The sequence below is a fragment of the Pseudomonas syringae CC1557 genome, from assembly GCF_000452705.1.
Taxonomy (GTDB): Bacteria; Pseudomonadota; Gammaproteobacteria; order Pseudomonadales; family Pseudomonadaceae; genus Aquipseudomonas; species Aquipseudomonas syringae_F.
On sequence record NZ_CP007014.1, the window covers coordinates 2,427,778 to 2,444,951 of the forward strand.

Here is a 17,174-nt window from a genome sequence, read left to right on the forward strand (position 1 = left end):
CACTGAGCGCCCTGGCCGTACTTTAAGGTAAGGTCAGCGATGACTCTTTATTCTTCGGTGCGCTGATGGTAAGTTCCAGTAACTCTCTGTTGACTGCATTCAGGCAAGACAGAATATCGTTGGCAACGTGATGATTGACATTGGGTCTGATCGAGCCATTCTGGAAAAACATGATGCCTTCGGACGGCTGGCCCACGCAGAACACCCGTTCTTTTTTGCCTTGCGAATTGATGAACTGAAATTCCCGAGTGATGTTGAAGCCCGACAGGGAAGTATCAACGCCGTAGCAGTCCTTATGGACCCAATAAGACGCGATACCTTGCTCCACCAGATTGGAAAAAAGATGGTTTTTGGCTTTTTTGATATCGAAATTATGAAGCTTGGCGTCGATCATCACATCAAGCGTGGTGAACTCCCCTGGATCGCTCAGGCTGTGCAGCCACACAACGTCATTATCAATCTGAATATTGGCTTTGGCATAAGTGACATCAATAACATCGGCCGCAATCAGGGCTTCGATTTTCTCCATCAGTTCAATGCAATTGCCGTTTGCTGCCCGGTTATGCACAGCGTAAAAATCTTTCAGCATTCTGTTGTAGGAAGCGGGTGTAATGCCCCCGAAATCCACCGCATAGACCACCGTTTGACGCAGGTCGCGAAATACATCATCACAGGCCCCCTTATAAGGATTGTCCAGATTGCCTTGTTCGGACTGCAGCCGATCCCATTTCATGAAGTTCAGCAGTCGTTCACGCCATGGAGTGGAGATCGGAAAGTCCATATGCGTGATGGGATCAACGATGAAATCCCAATTGAACAGGTGTGCTTCGGGTGCGCTGCTGTGCCCCCAGGGGCTTGAACCGTTCAATGCATGTTGCGCCGCCTCGAATGTGGACAGCTCCGGATTGGCCTGCTGACCATACAGCACTTCGATATAACGATTTACCAGCGTTTCTATCGGAATACCTTCTATTGTCGAGGCGGTGCCGTCATGCAGAAAGCGTCTGACTTTAAAGACCGCTTCATGAGCGATTCTTTCTACTGCTTTGGTGAGCCAGGCAATCGCCGTCTCTTTTTGTCTGTTGTGCTGGTTGTGTCCGGCGACAAAGGCATCCACCAGCGGGGTGCTCTGCGCCACCATGACGTTCAATAATTCCGGGCCAAATAATATGCGGTAGTAGCACAACTGCAGCTCCAGCATCAGGACTGGAAAAACGTGCACATCGAAATCCAGCTGATGGCGATGATTTTCCGAAGAGCTTTCGCTATGCGCTGGGTAGCCCAGCCGTTCACGCAGCGTGTCCACCAGTGCGCGGGTGTAGAAATAGCCGTTATGTTCGTACTTGGCGAGGTCTACTTCCTTGAGATTATGCGGCCTGCTGTAGGTAAAATAACCTGAGCGGCTAAGTGCAAACAAACGTTGTGGTTCGTTACCTGATCGGCGATAACGCAGCTGCTCTCCTTCTCTGTAGAATTCGCCGCCCTTGTTTTCGGTGTAGTAGAGGAGGGTGTCGATTGCCGTGAGCCCCATCCCGATGACGCCAATGCGTTTCTCCTTCCAGTCAGGGACATCGAACAGCGGGTAGGCAAAATTGTGATATTCAATATGTTTCTTTAAGGTCGATGCAAGCGTGAAGTTATCGCGGGATTCCTGGTGGCCGGTGGCGAGCATCACTAGGTCGAACACGTCCGGATGCGGTTGTTTCTGGGTAATCACCTGATAACGCTTGTCGCCAACCTTGTTAATACTGGTTACATTCTCGGTGAAAAGCTTGACCTCCGCCCCCGCATCATGAAGATCTGAGACCAGTTCGTGAAAAATTTCGCAAAGCGACTCACCGTACAGTTCGCGGGTAGGAAATTCGTCCGCCGATTTTTTGTAACGCTCGTTGTGTGTTTCTCTGTATTTTCGCTGCAGCCAATCGCTGAAAGTGATTCGCGGGCAGGGCGGCAGCGACGTATTCTCGATATTGGTGCCGTCCGGGGCGAATGACAGCTGACCCACAATACGATTCAACATACTGGTCTTGGCTTGTTTCGGCGAATGTGCCCACCCCGAACCAAAGTTTCCATACGTATCAAACAGCGAGATACTAATTTTTTTTCCATCAAGGTTTTTGAGCAGGCTGTAAATTCCATTTAGAAAATACATGCCGTTGGGCCCGCCACCAATAATAGCGATATTCGTCATGTTGAACTCCATAGGCGTGTCTGTGTGACAGCCGGGTAGAGACACGTTATATACAAGATGTGATTGATGCAGCCTGTTGCCTGGTCATCTTCAACGGGGTGTTCGATTTTGTGCTCAGCGGGAAGACTTGTCGTAAAGACTTTCGAGTTCTTCCATGTGGCGCTCGTTCGTTAATGAAAACAGTTCTTCAAGCGAAGACACATTGTTTTCTATATTGATCAGGGACTTTTCCTGATAAATGGTCTGCGCCGTTTCTTTCATACTGCGTATCGAACTGCGGATGAGGTGATTCGCCCAGATCAGATTGTTGATACCGTGATTGACGAACTCACTGTAGTCTGTGCGGTAATACTTGGTCGGCACGGCGAAGATGGGCGACTTTCCAGACCAGCGTGTTGCAAACTCAAACACCTCATGCGCGTCTTTTTTCTTGGAGTGGATAAGTATCGCATCCGCGCCTGCATCTCGGTAAGCATGTGCGCGCTCAAGTGCTTCCTCCATGGATTTTCCGGAGATAAGGGCTTCCACGCGGGCAACAACAGTGAACTCGCCGCCGCCGGTATCTTTGGCTGCCTTGATTTTGTTACTGAACTCCTCAATCGAGGCCAAGTCCTGATTTTCGCCAATAAAAGAATTGGTTTTGGGGAAAAGCTTGTCCTCAATACACACGGCGTGAACACCGATCTGTTTGAGCTTCTTAACGAACCGAATCACATTGATGTAGTTTCCGAACCCGGAATCGCCGTCCACCAGAATAGGGATATCGACGTTATCCGACATCTGTTCCAAAACATTCAATACCTGGGACCAGGACGCCTCGTTGCGATCAGAAAGCCCCATCGAGGCGCTCATTGAAAGACCTGATGCCCAAATGGCCTCAAAGCCTGTTTGCTCGACAATTTTGGCGCTCAGGCCGTTGTGAGCTTCCATGAATTGAGTTTTTTTGTTGGCCAGTAATTTTGCTTGGATACTCATGATGTCCGTCCTGTTGGAGAATGGTTTACGGTGTTATTAAAGATGGCCGGCTGCGTACGTAGGGATGTCGGCGTTTTTCGGGTAGTGAATCAGGCTTTTCTCTTCCAGAAAGTCGATGATCAGGTCGGCTATTTTTTTCTGAGATTCATGAGTCATCGCCCCGATGTGAGGTGTTCCGATAAAATTATCGAGAGTGAACAGCGGTGACGGCTGACGTTCGTTAACGAATACGTCGCTGGCAGCGGCATAAAGTTGTTTAGTCGCCAGCGCTTCGTACAGGTCCTCTTCACTGACAACCCCTCCGCGTGCCACATTGATCAGAATGGAGCTGGGCTTGAGCAGTGGCAGGTTGTGCCGAGCGAGCAGGTTCTTGGTTCGCTCTTCGTACGGGCAGCAAACGACCACGATATCGCTGGCAGCTAGAAGTGTGTCGAGCTCTTCATGCAGGAAAATAGAGTGCAGTTGTAACGCGGAGGCGCGCTCTTGCGAATAATGCTGCACCTTGCTATGGATGTTCATTCCGTAGCCTCGGGCAATGTTTGCGATTTGTTGACCAATGCTGCCGAAACCGACCAGGCCCAGCGTCTTGCCCGACAATTCAAAACCCTGAAACGCTTTCTTGTTCCAGAGATTACCCTCTATTTCTACACTGGCTTTTTTAATATGGCGGTAAAGGCAATGCATGAGCCCGAAGCTTAACTCGGCCACGGATCTGGAGTTGGTACTGGGCGTATTATAAAAATCGATCCCTTTCTGCTGGACGGCCTCAAGGTCAATATTATCGGTGCCTGTGCCTGCCCGAACAATGGTCGTCAGGCGAGTACCTCGCTCCAGCAGTTCGCTGTCCACCTGCGCACCGCTTCGCAGAACCAGAAGGTCAAAGTCTTCGATGCAGTCAAGCAGCTCCTTTCGGCTAATAGGGGATTTGACTGTTACGTTGTGACGGCTATACAAATAGTCCTTCAAGTGGATATGAATAGGGTCGACAATAAGTACATCACGTTTAGAGTCCATAGTTGCTCAGTCCTGTTTTTTGATCAAAGCCCATCATGATGTTCATGTTTTGAATGGCCGTTCCCGCAGCGCCTTTCACAAGGTTGTCAATGACACTGACGATACGGAGTTCGCGGGTTTCAGGAACAATGTCCACCGACAGGTGGCAGGCATTGGAACCTATTACTTTTGAAAGTTGTGGATAAATGCCGTAGTTTTTTTCAATACCTTTTGATTGCTGGTGGTGGCCTACTACAAATACAAATGGATTGTCCTGGTAATAGGTTTGCAGAAAATCCAGTATTTTCTGGCGGTCCAAATCAATGTTGGGCGCCAGCTTCATTGCCTGAACCATGAATATGCCACGGGTGAAATTTCCGTGTGAAGTGATTAAGGAAATATTAGCGTCCGCGCCGGTTGTCGCCTGTATGATGTTCTTGATTTCGGCGGTATGACGATGCCCGTTTAGCGAGTACGCCAGCATGTTGGCGAACATGTTGTAATGTAAAAGCTCTTTCATGCCGCTATTGCCAGCGCCTGATGTGCCATTGACGGCGCTGATGAAAATACTGTGTGTGTCGATCATTCCCGCTTTGATCAAAGGGACCAGCCCACAGAGCGCGGCATTGACATAGCAGCCCGGGTTGGCTACATAGCGGCTGTCGCTTATCTGATCTTTATATTCTTCAACATAACCATAGGTAAACTGTGACTGCAGAGCCGGTGCGCCATGAGGTTTGCCATAGACTGTTTCGAACTGACCGGGCTTCGAAAAACGAAAATCCGCACCTAGGTCAATGATGCGTGTCCTGGTTTTGCTCAGTTGAACGGCCACTTCATGCGCAGCGCCCGACGGCAAGGAAATAAAAGCGCAATCGGCCTCAACATCGTTCAGTTGTTCCAGTTGCAGCGTCTTTTTATCAATACCGGTCAGGTTGGGGTGTAGGGATTCGAGCGAAACGTCGCGCTCTCGGGACACCGCATAGATATCTGTCACATGAGGATGCCTGTCGAGCAAGCGAATGATTTCAGCGCCTGTCCAGCCGGTTGCGCCGATGACGAAAGCTTTGAGTGTCATGAGAGGACTCCAGGTGATTCAACGATGGTTTTCCCGACCGTGCCCGTACGCAGCATGAAATCCTTTAGCTGACCGAACGAAATACGTTCGACAATCACCTTGCTCAATAAGGACTCGTTGTGCTGTGATCGTTTGATCATTTCCACCGACACGCTCAAGTCATCAAGTGTGCTCAGAAAGGATCCTGCTATCTTGATTTCCTTGCGGACAACCGTATTCATGTCCAACTGGCTAAGCGTATCGAAATATGAAATAAGCAATAATGTGCCGCCAATGTTCAAACGGGACAGTGCGAGGTCAAAGTCCAGGGCGCTGCCGCCTGCGACAATAATCATATCTACACTGTCTTTCGGAATATCTTCGAACTGCAGTGCCGAAAGAAAACCCAGTGATTCCGCAAACGCCTGGCGAGAGGAGTGCGTCTCAAGCAGTGTCACGTTTGAGACGTTATGAACTTCTCTACACACAATGGCGCTGAGCAGTCCCATGGCACCGGCACCGATTATCAAAACGTTATCAGAAGCCTCGACGCGTACTTTATGCAGTGCATGCACCACGATGCTCAACGGTTCGGCCAGCACAAAGTCATGTGGTTTGGAATCTTCGGGAATTGTCACTAGCGAACTCTCGTGCACGTGCATGTGTCGGCTGAATGCACCACTGCTGCCCGCTGTGTTATAGGTGATCTTCTCGAGGCAATGATTAGTGAGTTGCTGTTTGCAATAATCACATTGGCCACACGATCCGTACGACAGTGCTGTTACCTGCTCGCCACAGATGAACCGAGAGCCATCCCCGGCCTGCACCACTTTGCCAACCAGTTCATGGCCCAGAATGGCAGGATACTTTTTGTAGGGGTGGGTACCTTGAAGCACCATGTAGTCAGAACCGCAGATGGTCGCATAATTAACTTCCAGAAGCAGGAATTCAGGGGCTGCAGGTGTCGTGGACTCGAGGGCATAGTGCTGCTTGCCCTTTTCTGTACAAATCAGAGAGTAGTGCATGATTAATGTCCTGTGATCTGTTGCAGGAGACGTGTTATAACGCCCGCGCCTAATTGGTTTACCAGTGGGTCATTCAGGGTGTTGCCAGTAATGCGCGTGATGATACTGGCAGCACTGATGGACGTTTCTTTCAACTCGTCTTCTAACTGATCAAGTCGCAGGTCATACAGAATGCTGTCGACGTATTGGCTCAGTGAGTCGAATTTGTTAACCGACTTCGGCAAAGTGCGGGCCACGTTATGTTCATCCAGAAGCGCCACCCACTTGGGGTAGAACGCGGCCAGCCCTGCGCCATGAGAGTGCGAGTAAAGCGGTGCAAACGCTTGCTCGAAACGATGGGGCAAGCAGGTACCGACATGCGCGACGCACAACCCGCCCAATAACGCGCCGTAAGCAATGTCATGATAAAACTCGGCGGAGAACTGTTGGGCTGCATAACGAGCAACACTTTTGTTGATGGTCGTCAGCGCTTCATAGGCAATGCAGTCCATCAATCGTGTTCGCTTGACCGCCTGGATGGCTTCGAAGGCATGGGTGAAGCTGTCGAACAATGTTTCTCTCAATACAGTGTCTGGCAGGCTCCTGCCAAGTTCAGGGTCGATCAGCGCTTCATCTGGAAATAGGGCGCTGCCTCTAACGCCGTCTTTGATACCGCGCTCAACGTCCTTGATAATTGCGCCTTTGGTGATTTCTGAACCGGTGCCGAATGTGGTGGGAATAGCGATATGAAAAAGCCGTTGATGTACTTTTTCAAACGTACGGCCTACAACGGTTTTCAGGTCAACATTTTCATCCAGGCAAATGGCGGCTACTTTTGCGAAGTCGAGGACATTGCCTCCGCCGAGGGAAACGATGGAATCGCAGTCATCCTGTTTCAGAAAGGTTTTGACTTCTTGAAGCTCTTCAGTTGATGCCTTGAATGAGTGATCCAGTAAATAAGGTACGAGTTCTGCACCCTCGGTATTGTTCAGCAACTCAGCAATGGAGGACAAGCGCTGCAGACTTCCCTGAGTCAGGATGAGCAAAGCCCTCTTTTTCCCCGCCAGGGCCAAGCGTTCAGGAACGGTGCGTAGCGCATTGGCCTGAAATATGATTTTTGTAGGTAAATCGAAACTGAAAGTGTGAGCGTTTCTAAAATTGACGTCAGTGTTCATGGAAACTCCGTTTCGCCGTACTGGATGACATCAGGCTGAAAACCATACTGCCGATACGCATTAAAGTTCGCTATGAATCAGCCGCTATTACTGAGTGAGTTGTAAGCGCATCAGCAATAGGCGTGGCGGTTGTTTGTTTTGTTAATCAGGTTGGGGAAAAATCTATTCGAAGCGCGTTTTTGTCGCAACCCCCTCTGTCATAAAAAAGTAATAAGCCGGCGGTAAGCTTTTGTTTTTGAATGACAAATATTTCAATTTTTTTTAGGGGCTTTTATCGCAATAGTTTAGTTAGTTAAAACCACGAAATGGCTACTTTCGATGTGGGTGTGCTGTCTTGATGTTTAAGGTACAGAGGGTTGTCTGACCACATTGCTTTAGCGCGTCCTTTGTTCACGGGGGCGGCCGAATCAAGGCATGGTGAGTGTTGATAAGTTGTCACTCGACTGGCCTGTTCTTGTGGGTTGGTGCTGAGCGTGTAGTCATTCGTTTTTTTTGAATAACTAACCGCTTCTGGACATTGTGGAAGTCGCGTAATTGTCCTTCCACTACGTGAGCTATTTAAGATGCTGATAACTGAGAAGTGATGCCGCAATGCAATCATCTTTCTTCAGGCATTACAGGCATAACCGCTCGAATGAACCGATTTCAGAGTGCGGTTGCTTGTGCTGTCGATAGTTTTCGGCGTTTCAGGTAGGGCATTGCCAAGTCGGCTTTTTACCGAGGGCAGAGTTTAAGGAGTGGGGGGCGAGGTCTGGGCGTCTCTGGTGAAACCGAGATGAGGCGTAAAATCAATACAGGCCTCAGACCTCCGCTAAAAGCGCTGGCGAGTCAGGCCTGTATCACCTTATTCAGGGCTCGCATTGCTTTCAAGAGGGGATCATGCACGATTGAAGCAGAGAAGTCAGAAGGCTTCCGCAAAAGCCTTCTGACCTCTTTCACAGGCAGTGAGAGGTCGGTTGCTGTGTCCAGCGTTGCGCTGTTGCGGCGATCTTGTCGGCCAGTGTGGAGACGGCTTTCTGATGGGCGATGATGAGACTTTCCATGCCTTCTCCGGCCTGCTCGCGGATGATGCTGCTGCAGGTCAGGCTCTGTCGTTTGCTACCGGCAGTGGCACCTGCTTCACGAAGCCCGAGGGTCCATACGACATCGATCAGCGCGTAGTTACCCGGCATGGACTCGAAACGTCGCACGTCGGTACGGACTGAAAGCACAGGCTGCTCGCCGTTTTTTGGCAGGCCGGCCATGTCGCGGCTGCCAAACCGGTGTTCCAGCTGCGGCGTCAGTGCGTCATGAAATTCGTCGCCCAATGGCGAGCCCCAGCGCTCGGTGTCCAGAATCGCCAGGCTGCCGTTGCCCTGGCGCACCACCAGTGGTGGCTGGTCCACCTGAACCGGCATCAGCACCGGCAGCATCTCGAACTGAAACGGCATGGGTCTGACGGCCGCAGTGCTGGTCGTGCCCATTGGCGCGATCAACGTGTAGTAATGAGTCTGTGTCGACGTGCAGGCACCCATGCCCAATGCGGCGGCCAGCACCACCAGTTTCAAACGCAAGGTCATTGTTTTGGCTCCAGATCAATTGCACGTGACGACGACGGGGCGTTGAACGAACGTGGGGCGGCATCGCCGGTACGGCCGCGGATCAGCGATTCAGGGTGACGGCTGAGGAAGTCAGTCAACACGCGAACCGAACGCGCGGTGCGCTGCACTTCATCCAGTGCCTGGCCCAGTTGCTGACGCGCGGGTGAGTCTTCAGCGAACGAGTCGTTGGCGGTGCCCAGGGTTTTTTCAGCCTGTTGCAACGTGCCACGCATCTGCGGCAATACGCTGCCGTTGACCTGCTTGAGGGTCTTCTGCAGCTCGCTCAAGGTACCATTGAGGTTGTTCGCCAACTGGTCGATCGGCAGGTTGCTGAGCTTCTCGACGAATGCTTGCAGTTGCTCCTGCAACTTGTCGAAGCTGCCCGGCACCGTCGGGATTTCCAGCGGGCGCGCCTTGGTATTGAACGCTACCTTCGGTGCCTTCGGATCGAATTCCATGGCGATGTAAAGCTGGCCGGTCAACAGGTTGCCGTTGCGCACCTGAGCACGCAGGCCATTGGCGACGAATGCGCCCAGTACTCTGGCCGACTGTTCTTCTTCATCACCCGAACCACCGAGTTCCTTCAACTTGGATTCGGCGGCGCCCAGGCGTTTGGGATAGATCACTGCACCGACAATGCCGGGGAAGGTTTTGGTCGCCGGATCGTAATCCAGATCAACTGATACCACCTTGCCGATATTGACGCCGAGGAAGTCCACCGCGGCATTGACCGTCAGGCCTCGCAGCGACTGGTTGAAGCGCATGCGGATGTAACGCGGTTCGCCGTCCGGAGGCGCCATTGCTGTGGCCTGGTCGTCGAAGATCTTGAACTCGGCATTCTCGTCGGCCAGTTTGGAGTCCGGGCTCCAGTTGGGCTCGCGGAAGGCAATCCCGCCGGAGATGATCGAGGTCAGCGACTGAGTATTGACCTTCACTCCCGAGGCGCCCACGGTGATGTCTACGCCACTGGCGTTCCAGAAGCGGGTATCGGAGGTGATGTACTGATCGTTCGGGGCGTTGATGAAGATCTGCACATCGACCCCGCGGCCATCCTTGGAAAGGTTGTAGGCCACCACCTGACCGACCTGGATGCGTCGAAAGTAGATCGGCGAACCGATGTCGAGCGAGCCAAGATCGTCGGTGTGCAGGATGAAGCGCTTGCCTTTCTCGCCGAAGGTGATCGGTGGTGGCGTTTCCAGACCGGTGAAACTGGTCTTGGTTTCCTCGGAACTGCCGGCGTCAGCGCCGATGAATGCGCCGGAAAGCAGGGTATCGACACCGGACACGCCATGCGCACCGATGCGTGGTCGCACGACCCAGTACTGGCTGTCGATCCGGGTGAACGGCGTGGCACTGGTATTCAGTTCGATGGATGCCAGCACGTGGGTCCGGTCATCGCTCAGGGTAATTTCCGAGACCATGCCTATGACCACGTTCTTGTATTTGACCTGCGTCTTGTTGGCTTCAAGCCCCTCTGCGGTGAGGAAGCTGACGGTAATCCTGGGCCCGACATTCATCCAGTCATGGAAGGCCATCGAGACGCCAATGATTGCCGCGACGATAGGCACCAGCCAGATCAGCGAGACGCGCAGGCGACGACGTTTGACTTCAGGGCGTGGCACTGAAGCAGGCGGGGGGAGGGTATTGTCAGACATCTTCAACCTCTGCGTCCCAGATAAGTCGGGGATCAAAACTCATGGCGGCGAACATCGTCATCACCACTACCAAGCCAAAAAACAGGATACCGATGCGCGGCTCGATGGTGCTGAGCTCGCGAAACTGCACAAGAGACGCCACGAGGGCAACGACCAGCACATCGAGCATCGACCAGTAACCGATCAATTCGATAAAACGGTACAGGCGGGCCCGCTCGCGCATCGCCCAGGTGCTGCGCCGTTGGCATGTAATGAGCAGCATGCCGAGCACCAGAAACTTGATACAGGGCACCAGCACGCTGGCAACGAAAATCAGTACGGCAATGTCCCACGAGCCGCTTTCGAAAAACTCGATGACGCCGCTCATGATGGTGCTTTCGCTGCGGTTGCCCAGCAGGTTGGTGTACATCACCGGCAGCAGGTTGGCGGGAATGTAGAAAATCAGCGCTGCGATCAGGAACGCCCAGGTGCGGCTGAGGCTGTCGGGCTTGCGTCGATGCACGGGTGAGTCACAGCGCGGGCAACGGTGCGCGTCTTCCTGGCAGGCATACCCGCAGGTGTGGCACAGGCAAAGCTTGTGTTCATGGGCGAAGGGGATGCCATTCATTGCGCTGGCACTCCCAGTTCATCCCACAAGCGGCGGATGTCCTTGTTGGCGATCAGCAGAATCAGCACCATTAGCATGGCCATGGCCCAAAGGCCGACGCCGGGATGCACGTCGAGCATTCCGGATAACTTGATAATCGCCACCAGCACGCCAAGCATGCACACTTCGAGCATGCTCCACGGGCGCAAGTGCTCCAGCGCGCGCATGCAGGTTTTGAAGCCAGGGGCAATGATGCCTCTGTGTGCATGCACCAGCACCCAGAACAGCAGCGTGATCTGCAACAGCGGCGCGAAAATGATCGACAGGCCGGCAACCAGCGCAATGATAGTGATTCGCCCTTGGGCAAGCGCCTCGACGGATTGCCAGAGCGTTACCTCGTTGGTCAGCCCTTTCATGCTGATGCTGATCACCGGGAAGAAGTTGGCGAACAGAAAAAACATGGCCGCAGCAATGGTCAGGGCCAGCAACTGTTCGATATTCATCCGGTGACCGCGACCGAGCAATGCGTCACAACGCAGGCAAAACGCCGCTTCACCCGGTTTTAACGGCTGGGCTTCATAGAGCGAATCGCAATGTTCGCAGATGATCAGGCCGGACGAATGTTCAGTGGGATGCTCAGTGCTCATCGACGCCATTGATTCAGAGGTAAGGGGTGATAATTCGAAGCACGAAAAGATACCTCGTTAATGGCATTGCGTAGCGATTTTTTTGTACCGCCCATGACCGTGTGACGATACAAAACATTGACCGCGGCGGTAAGGGGTCGTTCAGATGTCACGAGGCCATTATTTCATGAGTGCAGAAGGGTGGCGAATCAGCGTGTAAACGATGCCCTGCAATCGGTGGTTGCAGGGCATCGGAGCGCTCATGTCTGTCTCAGGGCTTGCCGGGTTTGACGCGCTGTTTGAGATACCCCAGCAACTGACGGGCTGACGCCGGAACGTTGTGCTCGTCAAAGGTCAGGCAAATGGCCCTGGACTGGTCCTCGATGGTGATCTCGTACTGATTGAGATCCCTTGCCTCGTCGTTGAAGGCGCTACTCGACTGATCCAGGCCGCTGTCGCTTACCAGTTGCTGCAACTGCTCCGCTTCCGGTTGATCAAGCGTCTCGGTGTCAAGATCACAGCGCTTGACCGCGCCTGCAAAACCGCCTGATTGCACTAGACAGACCTTCATTTCAAGCACCTTTGTGGATGAGACCCTTGAGCCTTATACCTTGACCCCGACCTCTTTCCAGGCCGCCTGTACGGCTTTTTTGGCTTTTGCACTAAACCGCGAGTCTCCGGCAATTTTTATGCTGGTTTTAGCGCAATCGACGAACTGACTGTCCGGTTTCAACGCCAGCATCGTTTCATACCAGATTCTGCCTACAACTTCCCAGGCATTTCCGCCGAGCGCCTTGGCGGCCAGCACGAAAGCCCGATTGGGGATGCCGGAGTTGATGTGCACGCCGCCGCGATCCTTGGCACCTTTATAAAGGTCGGCCATGGTTGCTGGCTGCGGATCATCGCCCAGGTCCGGGTCGTCGTTATACGCCGTGCCGGGGTTTTCCATGTCGCGAATGCCCCGGCGCGTCGGCGCGGGCACCAGTAATTCCTTGCCCACCACCCAGTCCGCCTCAGCGGCACTGGTGCCTTCCTTCCATTGACGTACCAGCATGCCGAACACATCGGCGAAATGTTCATTGAGGGCGCCGGACTGACCGCGATACTCCAGATTCGACGTGAAACTTTGCACCCCGTGGGTCAACTCATGGCCAATGACTTCAAGGCTGCCGGTGAAGCGCTTGAACACCAGATCGTCACCGTCGCCATAGGCCATCTGGCTGCCGTTCCAGTAAGCATTGCTCAGCGGAATATGATTGCCTTCAAAATCCACTTCAGTGACATGCACCGTCGAAACCAGCGACATGCCATTGTCATCCAGCGAATTACGCTCGAAAAGCTCGGCATAGAAGTCATAGACATCACCCGAGCCGTCGTAAGCTTCGTCTATGGCCTTGTCACCGCTCGCTTTCTGGCCCTCTGAACGGGCCAGGGTGCCGGGAAGGTCGTCAGTGCCTTTGGCGTCGTACACCATGCGGTGTTTGCTGCCTTCAGGCGACTTGATCGCGTGCATGGACGGCATGGTTCTGGCGGAAAGGCGAGAAGCAAGAAAGGCCGAGCTGCTCGTCAGGTTGGCGATGGCTCTGGCGCTGACCAGCGTTTTCGGGGAAAGCGCCATACGCTCCAGCATATAAGGAGGGATGAAGCATTGCAGCGGATCTCGGTCGCACATGATGAACTCCTGTACTAATGCACCGATGGCGGCAAGCCATCGATCAACATGGTCGCAGGAGCTTTGACACCCTTGGTTGCGTTTAATCTGCAAAGAAATATCTGTTTACACGATCTTTAACGCTTATCGCTTCAGTGGTTCGCACGAAGCCCAGTGTGGGCGGGCCTTTTACTTGAAAACCCTCGGTGTGCGACACCTCGACACAGTGGCTCTTGGAAGGGGGCGGGAATGCTAGACTCGCGTCACTTCAGACGAGGAGCAGACTCACGTGCGCAAGACGGTAATGATGATAGCGGTGCTGGCGCTGGCCGGATGTGATGGAGGCAGTCCTGGTACGCCTGCCAGAGACAAGGTTCAGGACGCGACGGCAACTGCTCCGGCCTCCACGCCGCAGTGGTATATCCAGATGAACTCGCGAGAGGCGGTGAGTGACACCAGTGCCTGGCTGCTGGAACGCAGCTATGCGCCATTCATTGTCGACATCAACGGTAAGCAACAGACGCTGATCGGACCCTATGAAAGCCAGGCCCAGGCCGAGGAACAACGCGTGGCGTTGCAGGCCAAGGTCACCAAGTCCCATCGTTTTGCGGAACCTTCGGTGGTGCAGTACAGCCGTTAAACAGCGGTGGTGAAACGCAGTAGCGTCAGATTAATCCGCCTTACAGGCAGCGCCTGCCGGACAGCAGCGCGGGCCGTTCATGACGGCCCGCACGTTGTCCCGTTACCGGATGTCGATCAACGACGGCCCAGCAGCAAGCCCACTACCAGACCAAAACCTGCAGAAACTGCCACGGTCTGCCAAGGATGGCCACCGATGTAGGTTTCGGTCGCTTCTACAACCGGCTTGGTGCGATCACGCACGCTGGCCATCGAGTCAAGCGCCTGCTTGAGCTTGAGACTCAGTTGCGCACGGATGCTTTCTGCATCTTCGCCGACCAGTGCCGCGCTGTCTTTGAGCAGTTTGTCGGATTCTTCGATGAGGGCCTGCAATTCGCTGAATGCCTGATCCTTGATTTGATCGGCAGCATTTTGGGCAGAAGTCTTACGAGCCATGTGATTTTCCTTTCAAGTGATTGCACAGTAAGCAATGGAGTCTGACGCATCCGGAAAAGTTGCAATTGTGTGAACGACCCGACGTGAGACTCTGCAAGTGAAGCCCATTCCCGGTGTAAGATGCAGCCGTTTTTAGCCGTAGGTGACTGTCATGAGTTTCAATCTGGCCAATCGGCCTCTCCCCGAGCGTACCGCCATTGAAGACGAGAAATCCCGTCTGTTCGACCTCTGGCAGAGCAATCTGGGCAAGGCCAAGGCTGATGCTGCGCGCCTGATGGGCGAACGCGCCAAACGCAAGGGCAAGTGGTCCGAATGGGTAAGGTCCGAACTGGACACCATGAGCCCGCCGGAATACGCCAACATGGTCCGCAGCGAAGTGAATCGGTTGATGGCGGCAACCCGCTAGTCGAGCGGGGGGACCATGACGGCCCCCCGTGCCTACGCGGCATTGGCGCGAGCGGCAATGCAGTCCTTTATGTAATCAATGAGCATGGAGCGCAAAACCACCATTATTACGACTTGAGCCCCGCGTTCCGGACGCATCAGGCCTTTTGAGAAACTTGATGGCCGAAGCCAGCGCAAAATTTACCCAGGGCAGCGTGGCACGTCACATCGCCGTGACTGCCAGCACCAGTGCAGTAAGTCTGTTCGCCGTGTTCCTCGTAGACATCCTGACACTGGTCTACGTCTCAATGCTCCACGATCCTGTGCTGCTGGCGGCCATCGGCATTGCCAAAGTGCTGATGTTCTTCAACAGCGCTTTGGCCACCGGCCTGATCATCGCCGCAACAGCCGTCCTGTCAGAGCGTATTGGCCATCATGCCGCCGGATCCATCCCGAGGCTCACTGCCAGTTTGTTATTGATGGTGTTCGCGGTCTGCGGCCTTGCTGCTGGTGTGCAGATCGCGTTGATCGGGCCGATCACCCACTGGCTGGGAGCCGAAGCCGCCACTGACGAAGCCGCGCGCAGCTTTATCTGGCTCACGCTGCCGTTCACGGCGATTCAGGCCGTCATGCAGATGGCCGCCCAGATCCTCAGAACCACCGGTGATAACAGCCGGGCGCTGTGTGTCGTGCTGTCAGCTGCCGCCACACTGGCGGTTGCCGACCCGTTCTTCATCTTTGCGCTTGACCTGGGCCTGAATGGCGCGGGCATCGCCTTCGCGCTGTCCGCCTGCGTTTCCGCGTCGCTGGGCGTGTATTGGGTGCGAAAGAGAGTGGGGCTGGTGCTGACGCGCAACCTCAAGCTGCTGCGCCTCCACGCAGTCCGCACCTTCAGGATTGCGCTTCCGGCGATGGCCGCCAACCTGGCGACGCCGGTAGGGCTGGCTTACCTTGTGGCCTCGTTGTCGGCCTTCGGCACCTCGGCACTGGCTGCCATGACGGTGCTGGACAGGGTGCTGCAATTTTCCTACTGCGCGTTTTTTGCCTTGCCCGGTGCTCTGGCGCCAGTGTTGGGGCAAAATATAGGCGCGCAGCGCGACGACCGGGTCAGTGCAGCTATCGTCTTCACACGCAGACTGGTGACTGGCTACGGTCTGACGGTGTGGCTGATACTGGTGCTGTGCGGCGGGATGATCGCCGATCTCTATCAACTTGAAGGCGATGCCCGCGCGTTGTTCCTCGCCTTTTGCCATTTTGGCGGTGGGCTGTGGGTGATTATCGGTCTGGATTTTGTCGCCATCGCCGTGTTCATGACCATGAACAGATCATGGTGGGTCCCGGTTTTCGCCTGGCTCAGGGCAACAGCAGGTACAGTGCCCTTCGTCTATGCAGGCGCTCACTGGTTTGGCAGCAGCGGGGCATTTCCCGGCATGCTCGCCGGTAACGCCGTGATTGCACTGATATCGATTACCACTGCTTCGCTGACGGCGAAGCGCTTTTTCACAAGCAGAGCCCGGGCCAAGTGCGCCGGGGCACATTGAATCAAGGCGTTATCAGGTTTTTATGGCAGTCGACGAATCAGGGAATGACATCGAAGAAGCAACACCACCCAAGCGTCGCCGGGCGCCCAAGGGGGACATGCGCAAACAAGCCTTGCTGGATGCAGCGACGGTCATTTTTGCCAGAGACGGCTATTCCAGCGCTTCGATGCGTGAGGTGGCAGTGCTTGCCGGCATCACCACAGTAGGGCTGCTGCACCACTTTCCCAATAAGGAAGCCTTGCTCAATGCACTGCTGGAGCGCAGGGATCAGCGCGTCACGTCGAGGTTTCAGGACCTGACCACTGAACTGACGCTCGAGGGTTTTCAGAAATTCCTGAAAATGAGCATGAGCTTCAGTATCGAGGAGGCTGCGGAGTGCCAGGCGGCGTTGCTGATGAACACGGAAAGCCTGTCGCCTTCGCATCCGGCCTGGTCATGGCATAACGAACGATTTCACCTGACCCATCAGCATGCGCGTAGCCATTTGAACGCATTGATAGATGCAGGGGAAGTTCGCGCGGACATCGACGTGAAAGCCCTGGCCCAGGAGATTTTCTCGGTCATGGACGGCTTGCAGATTCAGTGGCTGAGAAGCCCGGAAGATGTAGACGTCATGGCCGTTTTCGAGATCTACGTGCAACGTCTGGGAAGGGATATCAAGGCTCATCCCTGAGCCTTGATG

Annotated in this window: 17 protein-coding genes; 4 read left to right on the forward strand and 13 right to left on the reverse strand. The window is 54.1% G+C overall.

Features of this window, described 5'->3' with window-relative positions; translation table 11 throughout:
• Positions 1-22: 22 nt before the first annotated feature.
• The 12 genes from N018_RS11070 to N018_RS11125 form a co-directional block, all read right to left on the reverse strand.
• Positions 23-2,191 (reverse strand): FAD/NAD(P)-binding protein, encoded by a 2,169-nt coding sequence (locus tag N018_RS11070; RefSeq protein WP_025389585.1) that lies wholly within the window; start codon positions 2,189-2,191, stop codon positions 23-25.
• A 114-nt stretch (positions 2,192-2,305) separates the two neighbouring features.
• Positions 2,306-3,166 (reverse strand): phosphoenolpyruvate mutase, encoded by an 861-nt coding sequence (gene aepX, locus N018_RS11075; RefSeq protein ID WP_038401180.1) that lies wholly within the window; start codon positions 3,164-3,166, stop codon positions 2,306-2,308.
• 36 nt (positions 3,167-3,202) lie between these two features.
• Entirely contained in the window at positions 3,203-4,180 is a 978-nt protein-coding gene (locus N018_RS11080; RefSeq protein ID WP_024645361.1) for an NAD(P)-dependent oxidoreductase, read from the reverse strand.
• Positions 4,170-5,237, reverse strand: coding sequence for an N-acetyl-gamma-glutamyl-phosphate reductase (gene argC / locus N018_RS11085; RefSeq protein ID WP_025389587.1), 1,068 nt, complete (start codon positions 5,235-5,237; stop codon positions 4,170-4,172). Before argC ends, N018_RS11080 begins: the two co-directional genes overlap by 11 nt.
• Positions 5,234-6,241: a zinc-dependent alcohol dehydrogenase gene (locus N018_RS11090; RefSeq protein WP_025389588.1), complete on the reverse strand. Its 1,008-nt coding sequence runs from the start codon at positions 6,239-6,241 to the stop codon at positions 5,234-5,236. The genes argC and N018_RS11090 overlap by 4 nt, the downstream gene beginning before the upstream one ends.
• Before the next feature lie 2 nt (positions 6,242-6,243).
• A complete protein-coding gene (locus tag N018_RS11095; protein WP_025389589.1) occupies positions 6,244-7,395 on the reverse strand; it encodes an iron-containing alcohol dehydrogenase family protein in 1,152 nt (383 codons plus the stop codon).
• 935 nt (positions 7,396-8,330) lie between these two features.
• Entirely contained in the window at positions 8,331-8,954 is a 624-nt protein-coding gene (locus N018_RS11100; protein WP_025389590.1) for a PqiC family protein, read from the reverse strand.
• The gene (locus N018_RS11105) at positions 8,951-10,630 is read right to left on the reverse strand and encodes an intermembrane transport protein PqiB (protein ID WP_025389591.1); all 1,680 of its coding nucleotides are present in this window, start codon (positions 10,628-10,630) and stop codon (positions 8,951-8,953) included. Before N018_RS11105 ends, N018_RS11100 begins: the two co-directional genes overlap by 4 nt.
• Positions 10,623-11,237, reverse strand: coding sequence for a paraquat-inducible protein A (locus N018_RS11110; RefSeq protein WP_024645355.1), 615 nt, complete (start codon positions 11,235-11,237; stop codon positions 10,623-10,625). Before N018_RS11110 ends, N018_RS11105 begins: the two co-directional genes overlap by 8 nt.
• Complete coding sequence (locus N018_RS11115; protein ID WP_024645354.1) at positions 11,234-11,863, reverse strand: paraquat-inducible protein A; 630 nt, start codon at positions 11,861-11,863, stop codon at positions 11,234-11,236. Before N018_RS11115 ends, N018_RS11110 begins: the two co-directional genes overlap by 4 nt.
• Before the next feature lie 250 nt (positions 11,864-12,113).
• Positions 12,114-12,413, reverse strand: a complete 300-nt coding sequence (locus N018_RS11120) for a protealysin inhibitor emfourin (protein WP_024645353.1) — start codon at positions 12,411-12,413, stop codon at positions 12,114-12,116.
• Between the two features lie 33 nt (positions 12,414-12,446).
• Positions 12,447-13,514 carry a M4 family metallopeptidase gene (locus N018_RS11125; RefSeq protein ID WP_025389592.1) on the reverse strand — a complete coding sequence of 356 codons (1,068 nt, stop codon included), beginning with the start codon at positions 13,512-13,514 and terminating at the stop codon, positions 12,447-12,449.
• A 268-nt stretch (positions 13,515-13,782) separates the two neighbouring features.
• On the opposite strand from N018_RS11125, the gene N018_RS11130 reads away from it, so the two are divergent.
• Entirely contained in the window at positions 13,783-14,133 is a 351-nt protein-coding gene (locus N018_RS11130; protein WP_024645351.1) for a hypothetical protein, read from the forward strand.
• Positions 14,134-14,249: 116 nt separating this feature from the next.
• Here the strand turns inward: N018_RS11130 and N018_RS11135 are convergent, their stop codons facing one another.
• Complete coding sequence (locus N018_RS11135; RefSeq protein WP_024645350.1) at positions 14,250-14,567, reverse strand: DUF883 family protein; 318 nt, start codon at positions 14,565-14,567, stop codon at positions 14,250-14,252.
• Positions 14,568-14,718: 151 nt separating this feature from the next.
• On the opposite strand from N018_RS11135, the gene N018_RS11140 reads away from it, so the two are divergent.
• The 3 genes from N018_RS11140 to N018_RS11150 all read left to right on the forward strand — a co-directional run bounded on the left by N018_RS11140 (position 14,719) and on the right by N018_RS11150 (position 17,165).
• Positions 14,719-14,973, forward strand: a complete 255-nt coding sequence (locus N018_RS11140) for a hypothetical protein (RefSeq protein WP_024645349.1) — start codon at positions 14,719-14,721, stop codon at positions 14,971-14,973.
• Positions 14,974-15,130: 157 nt separating this feature from the next.
• On the forward strand, positions 15,131-16,492 hold the full coding sequence (locus tag N018_RS11145) for an MATE family efflux transporter (RefSeq protein WP_024645348.1): 1,362 nt from the start codon (positions 15,131-15,133) through the stop codon (positions 16,490-16,492).
• Positions 16,493-16,514: 22 nt separating this feature from the next.
• Positions 16,515-17,165 (forward strand): TetR/AcrR family transcriptional regulator, encoded by a 651-nt coding sequence (locus N018_RS11150; protein WP_024645347.1) that lies wholly within the window; start codon positions 16,515-16,517, stop codon positions 17,163-17,165.
• Positions 17,166-17,174: the final 9 nt, after the last annotated feature.